The 18871-nt window shown below is 46.1% G+C and carries 16 protein-coding genes; 1 reads left to right on the plus strand and 15 read right to left on the minus strand.

Features of this window, described 5'->3' with window-relative positions:
• From H740_RS08925 to nifJ, 8 genes are all read right to left on the minus strand, one after another.
• A partial coding sequence (locus H740_RS08925; protein WP_002953367.1) for a hypothetical protein occupies positions 1 to 334 on the minus strand: 334 nt, incomplete at its 3' end.
• 3 nt (positions 335 to 337) lie between these two features.
• Positions 338 to 658, minus strand: a complete 321-nt coding sequence (locus H740_RS08930) for a DUF2325 domain-containing protein (protein WP_002949171.1) — start codon at positions 656 to 658, stop codon at positions 338 to 340.
• 245 nt (positions 659 to 903) lie between these two features.
• Positions 904 to 1269, minus strand: a complete 366-nt coding sequence (locus H740_RS08935) for a hypothetical protein (protein WP_231679340.1) — start codon at positions 1267 to 1269, stop codon at positions 904 to 906.
• Positions 1270 to 1325: 56 nt separating this feature from the next.
• Positions 1326 to 2471 carry a toxin-antitoxin system YwqK family antitoxin gene (locus tag H740_RS08940; RefSeq protein ID WP_002953371.1) on the minus strand — a complete coding sequence of 382 codons (1146 nt, stop codon included), beginning with the start codon at positions 2469 to 2471 and terminating at the stop codon, positions 1326 to 1328.
• Between the two features lie 113 nt (positions 2472 to 2584).
• Positions 2585 to 2767, minus strand: a complete 183-nt coding sequence (locus H740_RS08945; RefSeq protein WP_002953373.1) for a hypothetical protein — start codon at positions 2765 to 2767, stop codon at positions 2585 to 2587.
• Between the two features lie 219 nt (positions 2768 to 2986).
• Positions 2987 to 3739, minus strand: coding sequence for a DUF4198 domain-containing protein (locus H740_RS08950; RefSeq protein ID WP_002953377.1), 753 nt, complete (start codon positions 3737 to 3739; stop codon positions 2987 to 2989).
• A 358-nt stretch (positions 3740 to 4097) separates the two neighbouring features.
• On the minus strand, positions 4098 to 4598 hold the full coding sequence (locus H740_RS08955; RefSeq protein ID WP_002953378.1) for a DNA-deoxyinosine glycosylase: 501 nt from the start codon (positions 4596 to 4598) through the stop codon (positions 4098 to 4100).
• Between the two features lie 132 nt (positions 4599 to 4730).
• Entirely contained in the window at positions 4731 to 8312 is a 3582-nt protein-coding gene (gene nifJ / locus H740_RS08960; protein WP_002953379.1) for a pyruvate:ferredoxin (flavodoxin) oxidoreductase, read from the minus strand.
• Between the two features lie 268 nt (positions 8313 to 8580).
• Here nifJ and H740_RS08965 point away from each other — a divergent pair, with 268 nt between their 5' ends.
• On the plus strand, positions 8581 to 8775 hold the full coding sequence (locus H740_RS08965) for a hypothetical protein (protein WP_034957844.1): 195 nt from the start codon (positions 8581 to 8583) through the stop codon (positions 8773 to 8775).
• Between the two features lie 664 nt (positions 8776 to 9439).
• Here the strand turns inward: H740_RS08965 and H740_RS08970 are convergent.
• The 7 genes from H740_RS08970 to H740_RS09000 form a co-directional block, all read right to left on the minus strand.
• Positions 9440 to 10090 (minus strand): HAD family hydrolase, encoded by a 651-nt coding sequence (locus tag H740_RS08970; protein WP_002953390.1) that lies wholly within the window; start codon positions 10088 to 10090, stop codon positions 9440 to 9442.
• Between the two features lie 477 nt (positions 10091 to 10567).
• Positions 10568 to 11395 (minus strand): mechanosensitive ion channel family protein, encoded by an 828-nt coding sequence (locus tag H740_RS08975; RefSeq protein WP_034957847.1) that lies wholly within the window; start codon positions 11393 to 11395, stop codon positions 10568 to 10570.
• Between the two features lie 20 nt (positions 11396 to 11415).
• A complete protein-coding gene (locus tag H740_RS08980) occupies positions 11416 to 12414 on the minus strand; it encodes an OmpA family protein (RefSeq protein WP_002953392.1) in 999 nt (332 codons plus the stop codon).
• Between the two features lie 144 nt (positions 12415 to 12558).
• Positions 12559 to 12948 (minus strand): 30S ribosomal protein S9, encoded by a 390-nt coding sequence (rpsI, locus tag H740_RS08985; protein WP_002953393.1) that lies wholly within the window; start codon positions 12946 to 12948, stop codon positions 12559 to 12561.
• A 2-nt stretch (positions 12949 to 12950) separates the two neighbouring features.
• A complete protein-coding gene (gene rplM, locus H740_RS08990) occupies positions 12951 to 13379 on the minus strand; it encodes a 50S ribosomal protein L13 (protein ID WP_002953394.1) in 429 nt (142 codons plus the stop codon).
• 76 nt (positions 13380 to 13455) lie between these two features.
• Positions 13456 to 16251, minus strand: a complete 2796-nt coding sequence (locus H740_RS08995; protein ID WP_002953396.1) for a RecB-like helicase — start codon at positions 16249 to 16251, stop codon at positions 13456 to 13458.
• Positions 16248 to 18830 (minus strand): PD-(D/E)XK nuclease family protein, encoded by a 2583-nt coding sequence (locus H740_RS09000; protein WP_002953398.1) that lies wholly within the window; start codon positions 18828 to 18830, stop codon positions 16248 to 16250. The genes H740_RS08995 and H740_RS09000 overlap by 4 nt, the downstream gene beginning before the upstream one ends.
• Between the last annotated feature and the right edge of the window lie 41 nt (positions 18831 to 18871).

Here is an 18871-nt window from a genome sequence, read left to right on the forward strand (position 1 = left end):
GCCTTGCGGCGGGGTGCTTGGGAGAGACGGCTAGGGGCGGGACGGCTTCAAATTTACCTGATTTGTAGGCGCAGATAACGGCGTTTGAGGCGATACAAAAGGTTGAAATTTTGCTTCGGCTAGGATTTTTAAAAGCGCACAGATCATCGATGCGTTTTAGAAAAATTCCCTCCAAATTTAAGCCCGAATACGCATAAACTAGAGGAATTTTTAGCTCGCGACCTGCGCAACAGTTGTATAAATTTATAAAAATTCGGGCTTTATTTACCGCGTCAAGCCCTGAAAAAATACTTGGAGTTATTTCTCCAATACCTGATAAAAAGCCGAATTTCATCTATTAGTCTTTTACCTTGCAGCATCCAAATTCCTTATCTAGCCCAAAGACTTTACAATACTCGCTAAACACGCAGCTAACGCTTCTTTTGGCGCAAACGATCGGGATATTGCGCTTTTTGGCTTGGTTTTTTATCGTTTTCATCGTGTTGTGGTTTAAAAAACTGGTTAACATCACGACGCACTCGGTATCTTGCGGGATCGGTTTGCGATTTACGCGGTTTTCGTTGCGCGCGTCCCAGTGCTCGATCGCTTCCGCGCCGAGGTCTTTTAGGACTGCTTTTATAGGCGTTATCTCGTCGGCTCCGATAACTAAAACTGACATTTTGGGCTCCTATTTATTTGATTGTGATTATTATAAAATAGATTAGCTAAAAAACAGCTTAGTTATGATAGTTGTTATCAGTTAAGTGTAAATTTGTAACGCATACCAAATTTTGCGAGGTAGTTTTAAATTTGACTACCCTATTACATTTTATGGTTAAAAACAGTATTTAAGCGGTAAGAGCAAAAAGCTCAACGTTTTTGCTCTTAAATTTGGCAAAAAATAAATCAAATTTAGATTCAAATTTACCCGCCCAAATTTGCCGTCTTATCAAGCTCCATCTGCTCCTCGAGCCGTTTAAACTCATCTGCGTAAACGAGCGCATTATCGACGCACTCAAGCCAAAACTCCTGCGTTCGCGCGTCCTTGCCGAAGTGCTTTTGCAGCAAATCCTCGACGCTCATCACTCCGCACTCGCGCAAAAACGTCTTGTACGCGCCGATGAATTTATCGCCCGCACGCCTAAACTCGCCCAGCAAAAACTGCGAGAGTAGGTAGCCGACCGTGTAGGGATAGTTGTAGATGTATTGATCGGTTTTGTAAAAATGAAGCTTAAAATACGGCAAAAGCCCTCCGAGTCCTGCGTCGTATCGCCGTAATAGCCTCGCCATACTCAATCAAAGTACGATATCGCGTCAATTAAACTCAAATTTAAATTTATCCGAGCTCACTCCCGCGGCAGTCCGTTTTTATCAGACTTGTCGCTAACTAGCTTACCGTCTTTGTCGTATTTTTTGGCACGCCCGAGCCTGCCGCGCTCAAACTCCCCCTCGGCCTCTAGTTTGCCGTTTGCGTAGTAGTGTTTCGCCGTGCCGACCTCCAGTCCGTCCTCAAACGTCACTTTAGCTTTTAGCGCGCCGTTTTCGTGATACTCCTCGTATAGTCCGTGATAGCGCCCGTTTTTAAACATCACTTTCGCCGCCAGCGCCCCGCTCTCGTAGTAGTCCAGTCCCGTGCCTATTTGGCGGCCGTCTTTGTACTCGTATTCGCCTCGCAGCTTGCCGCTTGGGTAATATTCGCGCGCGACGCCGTCCTTTTCGCCGTCTTTGTAATTTTCTACCACTCGCGTTTTGCCGTTTTCGTAAAATCGCTTCCAAACGCCGTTTTTGCGGTCGTTTTTATATTCGCCCGTCTCCTCCACGGCGCCGCTTTCGTAGTACCACGTCTCTGCGCCTTCGCGCTTGTCGTTCCTATATGTTCGCTTGCCGCGGATTTTGCCGCTTTTGTAGTAGTCTACGTCCTCACCGTTTCGTAGCCCGCCCGCGTACGGGCTGCGCGCGCTAACCTCGCCACTAACGTAATAGTCGGTAAATACGCCCTCTCGCTTGTCCGCCTTGAAAAAGCCCTCCTGCTTTAACGCGCCGCCCTCGTCAAAGTAGTAGCGTCGGTAGCGCCCGTCGCGGACGTCATTTTTGTATTCGCTCTCGCCCATCAGAGCGCCGCTATCTGCATGGTAGTGCTTCGCCGTGCCCTCGCGGACGCCGTTTTTTAGGGGGTATTCGTTTGAGGGCTTGTCTCTGCCGTCAAAATAGTCTCGATATCGCACCACCGTGCCGCCCTGCACGTCTATCTCTCGTATAAGCGTGGGCGGCAGAGGTTTTAGCCTCGGATAGACCATGCCCATCGCATTTACGTCGTATAGGTCCTCGGCGCTGTATCGAAGCATCTTTAGCGTGCCGTCGTAGGGCTTACCTTTTACGTAGTAAAGCCCGTTTTTTAGGCTCGCTTCGGGCTTCATTACGATTTTTGGCTCCAAGGCCTGCGCGCCGATCGCCAGAAGCGGGAGTAAAAATAGAAATTTTAGGATTTTCATGGTTTTTCCCGGTTTTGTTTAAATTTAGTAATTTTAAAATTTGAAACTAAATTTAAGATGAAGGCGTGGCTATTTTATTTTGAATGAGTTAAATTTAAAGACTATCACCAAATTTAACCGTCTTTTAGCGCCTCAGCCACCACCGTCCACTCTCGTGCTAGCCTTTCAAAGCTAAAATTTACGTTAGCTGGGCTTGTGGATGGTAGCTTGATGGGCTCTTTGCCTGTTGCGTTTAAAATTTGAGTTTTTAGATATTTTTTGCAAATTTCATACGCCTTGCCGCCGTTGGCGAACACCTGTACGACGCGCGCCCCGATAAAGGTTTACTATAAATTTGCAGGCTCGACGGCGGTAATTTTGGCATCGCTCGAGCCCTTTATCTCGCACGATGTCGCCAGCGTATTTGCGCAGTAAAAACTAAATTTACTGGAAAAATTTAGTTTAAAATGCAAAATAGTAGGGCGCATCTTGCTACGCCCTTTAATAAATTTAAGATACAATCTTGCAAATTTGATCTATTTTAGCTCAAACGCAAGTGTTGCTGCGATCGTCTCGTCATCACAAATTTTAGAGTCGGCAAACGGCATTTTATGCACTGTTTGTAGTAGCCATTTTCCAGGTTTAAGCGCAAGCACCTCTATCGTACCATCTGGCTCAGTTTGGCCGTGAAATGCACTTTTTTCTTTTAAAAAGCCATCAAATGTGCCATCAAGTGTAGCATTTTCTAGTGGCTTGCCTTCAAATAGAATTTTAACTTTAAACGGTACGCCAACTTTGAAATTTGCTGGATTTTCAAGCGGAACTATCTCTAAACGCTGATTGGAAGGCTTTGTTACAGAGTCGTCCTTCGCGTTTTTGTTTATGACGCCTTTTGCGCTCATGCTCGCTTTTTTGCAGTATTTGGCGTCTTTGATATCTCCTTTGGTTTTACCCATGTGCCATGTGCCATCGCTAGCTTTTGTCCAAAATGTAGGCTTGTACTCGCCAGCTATAAGGTAAGAGCCGTCTTCAAGCTTGCCTCTTTCGTAGTGGTAATTTTCGCCGCTTTGTTTTAGGCTCAGTTTTTCGCCATTTTTAGCTATGATGTACGGGGCTTCAAATAGCGCAATCCTATTATCCGGGATCTTTTCAACAGTCGGAAAATCGTCTGCATAGCCGATCTCAACGCTGGTTACGTCTTTGCTGCTTCCAAATAGCCAAAACTCGTGAGCCAAAGAGTGGCTGCTAAATGCCGCCAAAGCCAAAAGTGCAAATAAATGCTTGTTCATTACCTATCCTTTAGATTAAAATGTCTATTTTTTATGTTTCTAACATGTGCCACAAAAATATTTTTAAATTTCTACATAACTAAATTTTGCTGTTGCTTTAACAAATTTAGTAATCAAAACTGATTTTGTTCATTTAAATTTATAAAATAATACAACTGTTAAAAATACTTTAACCAATAAAAAGACGAAATTTAAATCAGTGGTGCAATTATATCAAAATAATAATCAATGTCAATATATAAAATAATTTTTTTGTTTTAAAATAACAGCATAGTTAGTTAAATTACTCAAGAAGATAAATTTTGCTAAAAACCAATAAGTATAGAGATCGAAAACGAAGTTATTTTGAGTTTTTGATCTACTTTAAGGCCTCAGCTACCACCATCCACTCTTGCACGAGCCTTTCAAGGCTAAAATTTGCATTTGCCGGGCTTGTGGATGGTAGTTTGACGGCCTCTTTGCCCGTTGCGTTTAAAATTTGAGTTTTTAGGTGTTTTTCGCAGATTTCATGCGCCTTACCGCCGTTTGCATAGACTTGTGTGATATTTGCGGTTTTAAAGATCGGCTCTAAATTTGCAGGCACGACGGCAGTCATTTTAGCATCGCTAGAACCCTTTATCTCGCAGGATATCGCAGCGTCGTAGATGGCGATTTTGTTGGCGAGTAGAAATTTTATCTTTTCGTCTGTACTTTCAGGTAGCGGTGCGTTTAAAATCCCAGCCAGCACTCGCCAAAATCGATTTTGGGGATTTGCGTAGTAAAAGCCAAATTTACGAGAAACGACGGAAGGAAAGGAGCCTAGGATTAAAATTTTAGAGTTTTTATCAAAAATCGGTTTAAAAGGATGGGTCTTGCTCATCTTGCGCCTTTTAAATTTGCCGTGCTTTCGGCATTTTTCAGATTTGAAAGCAAATTTAACCGTCCAAGCAAGAGGTCAAATTTAAAGCTATTTTCTCCCGCCCGTCAAATTTGGACGAGAGAAATTTGCGCCCTACTCGGCGCTTTGGGCAGCTTCCGCACTAGTCTCGACCTCGTCGCTAAAGTCAGCCAAGCTTAGGCGTTTTAGCTGGCGGTAGCGTCTTTGCGCGTCGGCCTTGTTTTTAGCCAGCAGCTCGTCTGCGTGCTCAGGATTTGTCTTTTTAAGCGAGTTGTAGCGAACCTCGTTTAGCAAAAACTCCTCGTAAAGCGACCAGTCAGGCTCTTTTGAGGTCATTTTGAGCGGATTCTTGCCCTCTTTGATTAGGCGCGGGTCGTAGACATAGGTCGGCCAGTAGCCGCATTTGGTCGCTAGCTCGCCTTGACCGCCGGAGTAGGCCATGCCGCCTTTTATACCGTGCGCGATACACGGCGAATACGCGATCACGAGGCTAGGTCCGTCGTAGGCCTCGGCTGCGGCGATCGCTTTTATCGTGTTTGCTTGGCTGGCGTTTGAGTTGATTTGAGCTACGAAGATATTTCCGTAGGTCATCGCGATGTAGCCTAGGTCTTTTTTCTGCATCGGCTTGCCGCTAGCAGTAAACTGCGCTATGGAGCCCGCGCGGCTTGATTTTGAGCTTTGGCCGCCGGTGTTTGAGTAGACCTCGGTATCTAGCACAAGCACGTTTACGTTCTCGCCGCTAGCTAGCACGTGGTCAAGTCCGCCAAAGCCGATGTCGTAGGCCCAGCCGTCGCCGCCGATGATCCACTGAGATTTTTTGACGAGATATCTTTTTAGCTCTAAAATTTCTTTTACGCCCTCTACGCTTAAATTTTGCTCCAAAAGAGGGGTCAAAATTTTAGCGATTTGCGTCGTTTTCTCGCCGTCGTTTTTATGAGCGATCCAGTCGGAGTATAGCGCAGCTAGTGCATTTGGCGCGGCGTCTTTAGTGCGTAGCATCACGTCTTCTATACGGTGGCGTAGCGTCTCGACCGCGACGTTCATACCCATGCCAAACTCCGCGTTGTCCTCAAACAGCGAGTTCGCCCACGCTACGCCCTTGCCATCTTTGTTTGTCGTATAAGGCGTCGAAGGCGCGCTGCCGCCGTAGATCGAGCTACATCCGGTGGCGTTTGCTACTATCATGCGGTCGCCAAACAGTCTCGTAACAAGCCCGATATAAGGCGTCTCGCCGCAACCTGGGCACGCACCGTGAAACTCAAACAGCGGCTGCGCAAAGCCCACGCCCTTGACGCTATCTTTGCTCATCAGGTCGTCTTTGTACGTAACCTTTTTAAATAGATAATCGGCGTTTTCCTGCTCGTGCCGCTCCATCTCCTCGGCTAGCGGCACCATGACGAGCGATTTTTCCTTGCTCGGGCAAATTTGAGCGCACAGCTCGCAGCCGGTGCAGTCTAGCGGACTAACCTGGATTTTATATTTTAGCCCTTTTATCTCTTTACCCTTGGCGTCTAGGACGTGATCTTGCACTGTTTGCGGAGCGGCGGCGAGCTCATTTTCATCGATTAGAAACGGTCTGATGACAGCGTGAGGGCAGACGAAGGCGCATTGGTTACACTGGATACAGTTTTCCTCGATCCACTTGGGCACCATTACGCCGATGCCGCGTTTTTCGTAGGCAGTCGTGCCTGATTTAAAGTGTCCGTCCTCAAAGCCCACAAACGCCGAAACAGGAAGGCTATCGCCCCTAGCGGCGTTGATAGGCTTAACGATTTTTTCTATAAATTCGTCGCCGACGTATTTCTCCTCGTTAGCGGCGTCATCCGTCAAATTTGCCCAGCTAGGATCGACCGCGACCTTAACTAGCCCGTCCGCGCCCATATCGATGGCCTTATAGTTCATCTCCACGATCGCTTCGCCTTTTTTAGCATAGGCTTTGTGCGCGTACTCTTTCATGTATTTTTGCGCGTCGGCAAACGGGATGATGTCTGCGAGTTTAAAAAACGCAGACTGCATAATGGTGTTCGTGCGGTTTTTTAGCCCAATCTCGCGAGCTAGCTTCGTGGCGTTAATGATGTAGAAATTTACCTTTTTAGCGGCCAAAATTTTCTTTACTTTATTCGGCAGTTTAGCGACCGTCTGCTCAGCGTCCCAGATCGAGTTTAGCAGGAACGTTCCGCTCTCGCGGATGCCGTCTATGACGTCGTAAATTTCAAGATACGCCGCGACCGAGCAGGCTACGAAGTGCGGATTTGAGACGAGATAGGTCGAACGGATCGGGTTTTTGCCAAAACGCAGGTGTGAGCGCGTGTAGCCGCCCGATTTTTTACTATCGTAGGCAAAATACGCCTGCGCGTAAAGCTCGGTTTTATCGCCGATGATTTTGATGGAGTTTTTATTCGCTCCCACGGTACCGTCCGCGCCAAGACCGTAAAATAGGCACTCTTTCACGCTTGCGTCGCTTAGCGAAATTTTCTCGCCGACTTTTAGCGAGGTAAATGTCACGTCATCCTCGATACCGACGGTAAAGCCGTTTTTAGGCTCGCTTAAATTTAGGTTTTCAAAGACGGCTAGCATCTGAGCCGGATCGACGTCTTTTGAGCTTAGACCGTAGCGGCCGCCTACGATTACGGGCTGATTTTTGCGTCCGTAAAACGCCGCCTTGACGTCCAGATATAGCGGCTCGCCCAGGCTTCCAGGCTCTTTGGTGCGGTCTAGTACGGCGATCTTTTCTACCGTTTCAGGCATCACATCAAAGAGGTATTTTAGACTAAACGGACGGTATAGATGCACCTTGAGCACGCCTACTTTTTCGCCTTTTGCGCGCAGGTGATCGACTACTTCTTCGAGAGTTTGCGTGACCGAGCCCATCGCGACCACGACGCGCGTAGTATGCGGATCGCCGTAGTAATTAAACGGTTTATAGTCGCGTCCAGTGATTTTTGAAATTTCTTTTAGATACTCCGCCACGATATCAGGAATCGCGTCGTAGTAGCGGTTAGCTAGCTCGCGCGTCTGAAAGTAAATATCGTCGTTTTGCGCTGTACCGCGAGTTTTTGGGCTTTCAGGGCTTAGCGCCTCGTCTCTAAATTTTTGCAGCGCCTCGCGGTCTAGCAGTCTATCAAAGTGCGCGTAGTCAAGTACCTCGACCTTTTGTATCTCGTGGCTAGTACGAAATCCGTCGAAAAAGTGCAAAAACGGCACACGACCCTTGATCGCCGCTAGATGAGCGACGCCGGCGATATCCATGACCTCTTGCACGGAGCCGCTTGCTAACATCGCAAATCCCGTTTGCCGACAGGCATAGATGTCCTGATGATCGCCGAAGATAGAAAGTGCCTGGGCCGCGATAGAGCGCGCGCTCACGTGGATGACGCCAGGTAGTAGCTGGCCTGCGATCTTGTACATATTTGGGATTTTTAGAAGTAGACCTTGAGAAGCCGTGTATGTCGTAGTTAGGGCGCCTACTTGCAGCGAGCCGTGCACGGTGCCCGCAGCTCCGCCCTCGCTTTGCATTTCGACGACTTTAACCGGCATGCCGAATAAATTTTTCTTGCCCTGAGCCGCCCACATATCGGTGTAATCAGCCATCGGCGAGCTAGGAGTGATCGGGTAGATGCCCGCAACCTCCGTAAATGCATAAGCCGCGTGCGCCGCAGCCTCGTTTCCGTCCATAGTTTTCATTATTTTAGCCATTTTTCCGCCTTAAATTTTCTTACGATTTTTAAAAATCTTTTATTATAGAGCTAAATTCCAAAATCTATCATTAATCCGCCACTTTACATTTTCAAAAAAGATTAAATTTAATAATCCAAAGCCCCAAATTTGAGCTACAATCAAAAAATATTTGACGGCCGATTTTTATAAATTTGCTAAAATTTAGCCGCTAAATTTTAAAACAAAGAAACTACGCGTAAAATTTTATCCGCTGGCCGCATTTTTCGTCTTATTTTTTTGCACCGCGGTGGATGAAAATCGCCCAAGCGAAACAAAACCCGCGACAGACTACCGCGAGGATATGCGCCGCCTAGTCATCGCTATCTCGCAATACGGCAAAAAATTTGATAAAAACTTCATCGTCATCCCGCAAAACGGGTTTGAGTTCATTACCAAAGACGGCTCAGCTAGCGGCGAACTGCGGCGGATAAACGCAACCTGACCGCCGTTCCGAAGTATCCAAACACTCCGCACAACATAAACGGCAAAGATATAAAAACGGTTTGGGATGCCGAAAGCTTTTTGTATCTGATCAATAGCGAAAAATTTTCTACAAAACGGCAGCTCATCGATGCGCTTAAAAATACGGATTACGATATGGACTTGTTTCACTTCGTAAAAGCCTAAGCTGCGGCCGAAATGCGTGAGCTAAAAACAAAACGCAACGGCGGAAAGCGGCTCGTGATCTGCTGGCGAGGCAGAGGGTTGTCGGTATTATTAAGGTGACGCCTGGAAAACCAGAAAGCCCGCCTGACTAACAAAGAAAAACCCGCACTGGAAGGGAAATTACGTCGTTAAATATTGGGATGCGGATTGGCAAAAAATAATTACGGGAAACGACGGGTTGTATCAAAAAAAGATTCTTGACGCGGGTTTCGACGGTGCTTATCTTGACATAATCGATGCGTTTGAGTACTTTGAAAAAGAAAGCGCACGCAGATAAGTCAAATTTACCTTTTTCTTACGAGCTTGCGACAAATTTGACTTAATTTTGACCCCGCAAGCGGCTAAATTTTAACCGCAGCGAAATACAAAAAAACAGTAGTTTAGTAACCTAAATATGTGCTTTGGTTGCTAAATTTAACTGGCACGGTAACAGGCTAAGCTCATCTACCGGCTATAAATTTAACCGCTTCAAATGCATTTTGAAAGATCAAATTTGAATGCTCGCGCAAGTCAGCCTCCTTGCCGTAGCCGCAAACCAGCCCAACACCCGCGATACCAGCACGCTTTGCTGACTCCAGATCCATCGTCGTATCGCCGACCATAAAGGCGCTCGCCTTATCTTGCGCGCTCGTTTTGCCTAGGCGCTCAAGAGCCATGTTTATGGGCTCGGAGTCTGGTTTTGGATTTACTACGTCGTCTCTGCCGATCACGGTTTTGATAAATCTCATGACGCCCAAGTACTCAAGCAAAATGATTGAAAATTTCGACGTTTTCGTCGTCACGACGCCAACGTCCGCGACCTCGCTAGCAAGTGCCAACGCACCCGCCGCGCCCTCAAGTAGCGATGTTTGCTCCAAAAAAATCTGCTCGTAACGAGCCTTGTATGCCGCGATATAATCAGGCACTAGCTGCGTCGGCGCGCCAAGTCCCGCAAACATGACGTCAAGTGGATGACCGACTAGAGCCTTGACAGCTTCTGGACTCGGAGCAGGCTCGCCGTGAGCGAGAAACGCCGCGCCAAATCCGTCAAGGATCGCAGGCGTCGAGTCGATAAGCGTGCCGTCGAGGTCAAAAAGTATGGTTTTTTTCATTTTACTTCTTTCGTTTTTTGATTGTGCTACCATAAATTTGACGGCATTTTCGCGTCAAATTTACATTTTAATAAACTTCGATTTTACTTTTTGTATTTTAAAATTTGCCTTAAGATAGCTTTTGTAAATTTTGATTTTTAAATTGATGCTTTTTGGCTTTGGACTAAATTTTATGCGACTACGCTCTGGAGCACCGAAATTACAGATTTGTTAAAATGTTTATGCTGTCAAATTTGACTTTAAAATATGAATTAGATTTTAAATTTAACGAAAGCGGTGAAATTTAATTTTTGCAATACGGCAGATAAGGAATACGTCAAAATTTGTACATTTTTAAAGTGCTTGTGCTGTATTGATTTTGGATCAAATTTAATCTATTTGCCTTATGGAACCAAATAGGATACGAGCATAAGACCAATCTACAACATACCACATAAAAAAGCCAAAGAACCAAGGAAAACCGTGCAAACCGGTAAATCAAATTTGCTCGTCTTGCCTTTTATCCTGATAGCGGATGCTGAGCTGAGGCGATGGTATAGAGATGCCTTGGGCATCGAATGCAAGCTTAACGCTCTCAAGCATAGCAAACTGCACGTCGGAAAAATCATCGCTCGCACACCAAAATCTAGCGGTCAAATTTACGCTATTTTCGCCCAGGCTTCCGACGCCGACAAACGGCTTTGGCTCTTTTAAGATCTTTTTATTTTCGGCAGCCAGACTTAAAATAATCTCTTTTGCAAGCTTTAGATCGTCTTTATAATCTATGCAAAACACGAGCTCGACACGTCTAGTGCCCTCTTTTGAAAAGTTGATTATATTGCTACTTATGATGCGACCGTTTGGGATAATAATAGTTTTATGATCGGTCGTGCGTAAAACGGTGCTAAACATATTGATCTCTTTGACTGCGCCTTGTACACCTGCGACTTCGATATGATCCTTGAGCTTAAACGGTCTAAAAAATATTATCAAAAATCCTGCACCGATGTTTGAAAAAGTGTCCTTAAACGCCATACCAATAGCAAGACCGATGGCACCGAGCGCAGCAACGAACATAGACGTCTCGACACCCAAATTTGCGATCGCGGCTATTATCACAAAAGCCATAAGAAGCGTTTTGATGATATTTAAAAGGAAATTTGAAAGAGTTTCGTCAAGTCTAGAAGATATTACTAATTTTGATATAAGATTTGAGATTTTAGCTACTAACCATTTGCCGATAAGCAAGATGGCGATAGAGCCTAATATTTTTAAAGAGTAGGACGAGATTAACGACCAACTAAATTCGAATTTAATCTCGTCCATGCATTATTAAGCTAGGCTAATTATTTGTTAAATCTAGCTTCAACGCGTCTGTTCTCAGCGCGTCCTTCTTTTGTTTTATTTGAAGCGACAGGTTTAAGCTCGCCGTATCCTACAGTAGTGATCTTGTCTGCGCTTACGCCAAGCTCTTCAAGAGCTTTAGCAACTGCGTTTGCTCTTTTTTCAGATAGTTTTTGATTGTAAGCCTCAGCACCAATACTGTCTGTATGTCCGCTTAGAACTACGCGGTAGCCTGGATTTTCACCCATAAAGTTAGCTACTTTCTTGATCTCCTCAAGATATTTTGGAGTTACTTTGTAGCTATCGAATGCAAAATTTACGCCGATATCTCTGAGAACGATAACTTTCTCGCAACCGGTCTCGTCAACTACTACCCCAGCCGGTGTATTTGGACATTGATCAACATCGTTTAAAACGCCGTCGTTATCGTCGTCAAGCACTACGACAGCTTGCTCTTTAACCTCAACCACTTCAGCTACTACAGGAGCATTTTTAGCACCAAAGCCGACTGCAAAACCTAGCGTATAGAATAGGTTGTGATCCGCATGCTCAAATTTAATAGCATCTACCGCTTCAGCGCGTAGAGCAAAGTTATCGGTAATTTGATATCTCAAACCAAGGCCGTATTGACCAAAGCCGCCGTCATCGTTTTTGACGAATTTTTTTGAGACATCCTCATAACCTGCACCAAGCAAGCCATAAAGAGATAGTTTTTCAGTTAGGCCGAAATCTTTAATAGCATTAACGAAATATCTAGTAGCCTTTCCGTCTACGCCATACTCTCTTATCTTGTTAGTGTGGCTAAGACCGAGTTCTACGTGGTCTATAAAGAAATTTTCAAGGTTTCTTCCGATTCTTAAACCGATGGCCGACTGATCATTTGTTCCTAAATTTCCTTCAGGATGAACGCCGCCTATTGTCGGAGTTAGTTCGTAATTGTAAGCTGAATCAGCAGCAAAAAGAGCTGTAGCAGCAACTAAAGCAATAGCAATCTTTCTCATAGAAAATCCTTTCATGGTGAAATGTATTTTTTAATAATATCACAAAAATTATAAATTTCGTTTTAACATTTGATATTTATAAAAAATATAATTAAATAATCATAAATATCAATGTACCTCAAATTCGCACCGCTCTCAAAACTACTAGCGTTTAGAGAACTGCGGACTTCTTCTAGCTTTTCTTCTACCGAATTTCTTACGCTCGACGACGCGTGAGTCGCGAGTTAGTAGGCCTTTTGGTTTTAGTGTTGCTCTAAAGTCGGCGTCAAATAGAGCTAGTGCTCTTGATATACCGTGTCTTAGCGCCTCAGCCTGAGCAGAGTATCCGCCGCCTAGAGTCGTTGCAGTTACGTCTACAGAACTCTCTTGTTTTGTTAAAAGTAGAGGTTGAACTACTTTTAGCTTGATAGCTTCATGTCCGCCGAGCCAAGTGTTTAGATCAAGTCCGTTTACTAAAATTTTACCGCTGCCCGGTTTTAGCCAGACTTTTGCTACGGCAGTTTTTCTTTTACCGGTTGCATAAACTTTCGCCATGATTATTTTCCTTCTTTTTTAGCTATTTGAGCCGTGTGCGGATGCTCGCTGCAGGCGTAAACTTTTAGTTTTTTTATCATCTCTCTGCCGAGTTTTGTTTTTGGAAGCATTCCGCGAACGGCTAGCTTAAACAGTTTTTCCGGCTTATCAGCTAAAAGCTCGCCGAATTTCTCGCTTTTTGTGCTACCAAAATATCCCGAATGGCGGTGATAAAGCTTTTGCTCGGCTTTATTATTGCCTGTAAATTCGGCTTTAGAAGCGTTGATTATGATAACGTAATCGCCGCAATCGACATTCGGAGTGAAATTTGGTTTATGCTTACCGCGAAGCAGCGTAGCCACCTCGGTTAGCAATCTACCAAAACGCTTGCCTGCCGCGTCAAGCACGATCCACTCGCGCTCCACTTCGTTTGGTTTTGTTATTTTCGTCATTTTCTTACCCTTTAGATAATTTTAAGTCGTGATTGTATTCAAATGCACCTTATAAATAGCTTAATTTAAGCTATATTTAAATATCAATGCTTCGAATTTCATCCCGTAAAGCGTAAAATATCGCCGCCTTTACGCTCAAATTCGGATAAATTTGAGCCAATATTTTTTTGTATTCCGCCACTTGCGCGATATTTTCATCTATATTTTTATCGCTCGTTTTATAGTCGATCGCGCAGATTTGGGTTTCGTCCAAGCAGAGCAAGTCAAGCTGTTTTAACGCACCCTCATATCGCAAGGGCTGCTCTTTAAACGCACGCTTTCCCTGCGTCATTTGCTTAAATTTAGGCTCGTTTATCAAATTTAGCCCGCGTGCGTAAATTTCATCCAGCTCGTCCTCATCCAAAAATTTATGAAAAGCGTTCCGCATCGAAATTTGCGCCGTTTTTAGCGAGTCCTCGTCAAATTTTTCCGCCATCTCTAGCAAATAGTGTAGCGCCAGCCCAAAATAAATCGCCTTTTGATTTTTACCCTCGGTTTTGGGCGTTTGATCTACGATTTGCTTTGAAATTTGAGCTAGTTTAATAGGCTCAAATTTGCCCGCTACGCTCAAATTTCGCGCCTTGCTAGGAGTCGGTTCGCCGAAGCTAAAATCAACCAAATCAAGATACTCTATAACCTCGCCGCTACTCTCATACGCCCCAAAAAAGCTCGGATTTCTACCGTTTGCACCCGTTTTTTTTACGATGATTAGCCCGCTGATAGCCCGCGTTAGCGCGACGTAGAGCTTGTTCATGTCCTCCTCGCGCTCGAGCCGCGCCGCCTTTTCTTTTAGCTGAGCAAACTCCTCGTCGATGCACTGTTTTTTGACGTTGTGTCGCACCTGCCAGGAGCCCGCGTCGGCGTCGTATTCGGCGATAAAATTTGACCCGTCGTGCCGCCCTGCGCCCATTTTATCGCACACGATCACGTTTTCAAACTCGAGCCCCTTTGATTTATGCACGGTCATGATTTTCACGCCCTCGCCGCTTTTTGCGCTCGCTTTTGCTTCAAATCTATCAAGATTATAGATAAACTCGGTCAAATTTGAGTAAGGCTGCGCCAGTTCAAGCAGCCGCAAAACGTCCGCGTCGCTCATATCTACGCCAAGCTTGCCCGCCAGATAGTGCAGGCTCTCAAGCGCCGATTTTTGCGGATTTATGCTTAGTTTTACGGCGTTTACGTCCAGGATCGCTTCGGTATTTAGCTTGTAAATTTGCTCGCCAAATAGGCAAAATTTAGCGTATTCCACGACAGCGCGCGCGTTTTTGCTCGCTAGCAGCGCCGCCCCCCCCTCGCTCCCGTTTTTTACGCCCGCCTCGCTCAGCAAATTTGAGATTTTATTTATATCGTCGTTTTTCCAGCAAAGCACGGTGATATCGTCCTCGCAGACCCCTTTTTGCAGGAGAAATTTAACCTGCTGCGTCACCTCTATCGCCACGTCATCGCCGCTGCTTACCCGCACGAAGCCAAGATCGTCCTCCTGTGCCTCAAAGTACGGCATCTGCCCTACCAAATTTACCCGTTCGCCCTCCTTTTTGGGCGTTCTTTGCGGTTTAAAATTTTCGATTTTGCCCGCAAATACGGCGTTCGTAAATCTAACCAGCGCCTTTTTGCTGCGGTAATTTACCTCCAAATTTTGCGCTTTGATCTGCGGAAAATCGCGCATCAGCTTACCGAAAAGCTCCTTTTTGCCGCCGCGAAAGCGGTAAATGCTCTGCTTTACGTCGCCGACATAAAAAAAGCTGCCAAGCCCGTTTTGTCCGTATCCGGCGACGATTTCCTCGATGAGCGGACGCATGATCTCGTACTGCGCGACGTTGGTGTCTTGAAATTCGTCGATGAGCAGGTGATTTATCCGTCCGTCGAGTCTAAAATAAAGCATCTGCGCGTCCGTCTCGCCGCCCCGCAAAAGCTCGTAAACCAGGCGCGTCACGTCGCTAAAAGCGAGCGAATTTAGCCTTTTGTTTAGCGAGATTTTGCACTCTTTGTAGATTTTTAAAAATCTAGCCAGCTCGGCGATTTTATACTCCTCAAGCGCATCAAAATACTGTTTTAATCGCGCTTTTAGCGTAAAAAACATCTCGTCAAGCTCAGGCGTATAAATTTTAGAAAACGTACGATAATCAAGGCTCGCGCGCGACATAAAAGAGCGAGCTAAGATTTCGCCAGGAGTCCCCTCTTTTACGGCGTTTTGCGCGTCTTTACCGCCGCCTCTAGCTAGGACGTACTCGCGCATATTTTTTAGCGCTTCTTCTACGCCGCTTTCGTTTGGAAACGCCGCATTTTCGCTGCTTTTTAGCTCGCCAAAGTTTTCGTAAAACATCTCCAAGCTCTCAAAAAAGCTACCCTGACTGCGCTCGGCTGTCGCTATCAAATTTGCAAGCGCCTTTAGCAGCCGCATATCTTTGCTCACGCTCGCGACAAACTCGCCTCGCTGCAGCTCGTTTAAATTTTCGCTCACTTCAAAATCTGCGCTTAGCCCCAAATTTAGGCAAAAACTGCGCAGGATGCCGACGAAAAACGAGTCAAACGTGCCGATTTTTAAATCGCTTTCTAAAAAATGCGTCGCCCGCGCATCGCGCATAGCTAAAATTTCATCCCTGCCGGCACCCAAAATTTGCTCTAGCTCGGCTAGCTCTGCGCTCTTTTCCTCGAGCCGCAAAAAGGTCTGCACGATGCGCTCTTTCATCTCATTGGCGGCCTTTTTGGTAAAGGTTAGCGCCGTGATCTCGCGCGCGTCGGCGCCTGATAGCAAAATCGCGATAAAACGCACGCTAAGCGCGAAGGTCTTGCCGCTGCCCGCACTCGCCTCAAGGGCCAAAAACGGCTTCATAGTTCGCCTTTCACTAAAATTTTATAGTCTTCGTATTCGCTCATCGCGCCCCTCGCCTCCCCGAAATTTATCGGCGTATTATTGATGGATTTTAGCTGCTCGATCGCCTCGCCTAGCGCGTCCGTGCTAGCCTCGCTCGCTACCAAATTCATATTATCTTTTAGATCGTAAAAGTACCCCTCGCAAGGCCTACCCACGAGCGCCTCGTAAAACGGCAGTTGCAGCGATTTGGCGTCGAAATTTCCGCTTTTGTAATCAATCACCGCTAGCTCGCCGCCGCGCCCGTCTATGCGGTCGATTTTACCCGTTATGTGCACGCCCGCAAAGACGCTATCAAGCTCTTTTTCAAGCCCCTGCACGCGCCATCCGGCCTCATATCTGGCGTCTTCTACAGCCTTAAATTTTTCCATCTTTATCATCGTTATCTCGCGCTCTAGCGGCGGCGTGTTTAGCTCTCTTAGCATTGTTTCAAATTTACCCAGATCAAATCGCTCAAATTTAGAGTAATACTCAAAAAGCGCCCTGTGCAGCGAGTTACCGAAGTCCGCCGCGGACGCGGTTTGCGGCATCACGGGCGGATTTACGTTTAAAATATATCTGTAATAATACCGCCGCGGGCACTGTAAATAGGTGTTTAGTCTGCTAAACGATAGCGGGATAGCGAAAAAATCGTGCTTTACGATGATATCCTGCTCGAAAATTTTAGGCTTTGCGGGCGTTTTTCGCGTGAAATTTATCAAATTTACGGCTCGCGGATTTTCGCTCGGCGTTTCGTTTTGCGAGGCATTTTCGTCAAATTTACTAACTAAATTTGCTCCAGAATTTAGCTTGTCCTCCGCGTCAAATTCAAACAAACTCCGCTCTTTAGCGATTTTTGCTTGTTTAGGTTCAGCCTCGTTCCTTTCGTCAAGATACGGGTTCATCTCGCCGTCAAATTTCTGTTCGTCCGCAACCGCGTTAAATTCGCCGTTAAACAGCGCCGCATAGCTCTCGTCGCCGTATCTCGCGTCCTCCACGGCGTTAAATTCGCCGAGAAATCTCGACGCGATTTTCTCCTCGTTTGCCGCGTAGCATATCACCGCCTTTTTCGCGCCGCCGATTAGGCTCTCGTAGTAAAATCTCTGCAAATTTTCGCGGTCCACGTAGCCGATTAGGCCCGCTTTTTGGCGCACGCGCGAGCTCAAAAACATCTCGTTTACGCTGCGTTTTGGCACCAAATCGTCGTTAAAATCAAGCACTATGACGCCCTCAAATTTTAGTCCGCGACTCTCCAAAACTCCCATCACGCCGATCTTGCCGCCGCCTACATGATCAAGCCTAAGCCTAGATATCTTTATCAAAAATATCTCGCAAATTTGACGCAGCGTAAAGCTAAAATACCGCGCCAAACTCTGCGCGTAAAATAGCTCCTCTCGCGCTTTTTGCGCGGCGGCGTGGTCGCTCTCAAGCGCCAAAATCTCCTCCATAAGCGCTCTAAAATCCTCAAACGAGCAAGGCGCCTCAAAGCCGTTTTTAAATTTCGCAAACAGCTCGGAGCCGACGCCAAATTCATGCAGATTAAACTCAAATTCGTTAAAATTCGGGTAGTTATCCTCGCTCAAATTTACGCGGATTTTGTCGTTTATCGCGGTTACCATGCACTTTAAAATTTGAAAAAACCGCGTCCGCGCAAAGCGCTCGCCCATCGCAAAGTTAAACATCTTGCCGCGGTCGTGCAAGCGCAAGATCTCGGCAAAACTCTCGTCAGGCAAGATAACGGCGATGTTTTCGGGCCTTATGCCCTCGGCGACGAACTCGCTAGCCTTTGCCATCGCGTAGGCCGCCTGCAAGCTCCTGGCGCCAAAGCTTCTTTTTAAAACGAGCGGATTTTTGCGCACGGAGCCCGTTTTTTTTAGCTCGCGCGAGCTCAAATTTAGCTCAGACTCGCAGTATAGGCTAAACTCGCTCGCGTCAATCCCTGAAATTTCAGCCAGTTTTGAGATCAGTTTCTTGTTAAATTTACTGGTTTGAAAGATGATTTTTAGCGTCGTTAGCTTGGCTATCTCGCCAAACAGCTCCCACTCAAATTCACTCAAAAAGCCGTCCACCTCAAGATAAATCTCGCGAAATTCCCTCACAAATCCGCCGTTTAACTCGTAAATTTCAGGCAGCACGATACCGTCGTATAGATTTTCGGCCGCGAGCAGCTCCTTATATCGCGCGAGCACCGCCTCGAGGATACCCAAATGCTCCTCGTAATCGGCGTAAATGTCGCTAAATTTCAGATCCGCCACGCTCTTTTTGCTTATGGCTAGCTCCTTAAAAAAGCTAAAAAGATAGTCGTTATTTTTCAAAAACGCGAAAAACTCGGACGGGATACGCAGCCGCTCGGAGGCCTCCCTCACGCTCGCGCAGGCTCGCTGCATCAGCACCAGCGCGTACGCCTCGTCCACCTCAAAGCGCCCCGGCACCAGCACGGCTTTTTGCTCAAACTGCGCTATCGTCATAGCCTTTGGCACGAGTTCGTTTTGAAATTTCGCGTTAAATTCGCGGATCTTTCGCGAGTTGGTAAAGATATAAAGTTTGTCTAAATTTTGCATAGAGGCTCTTTGTTTTTTGGCGCAATAATAGCCCAGAGCGG

The sequence above is a fragment of the Campylobacter showae CC57C genome, assembly GCF_000344295.2.
In the GTDB taxonomy this organism is placed as follows: domain Bacteria; phylum Campylobacterota; class Campylobacteria; order Campylobacterales; family Campylobacteraceae; genus Campylobacter_A; species Campylobacter_A showae_B.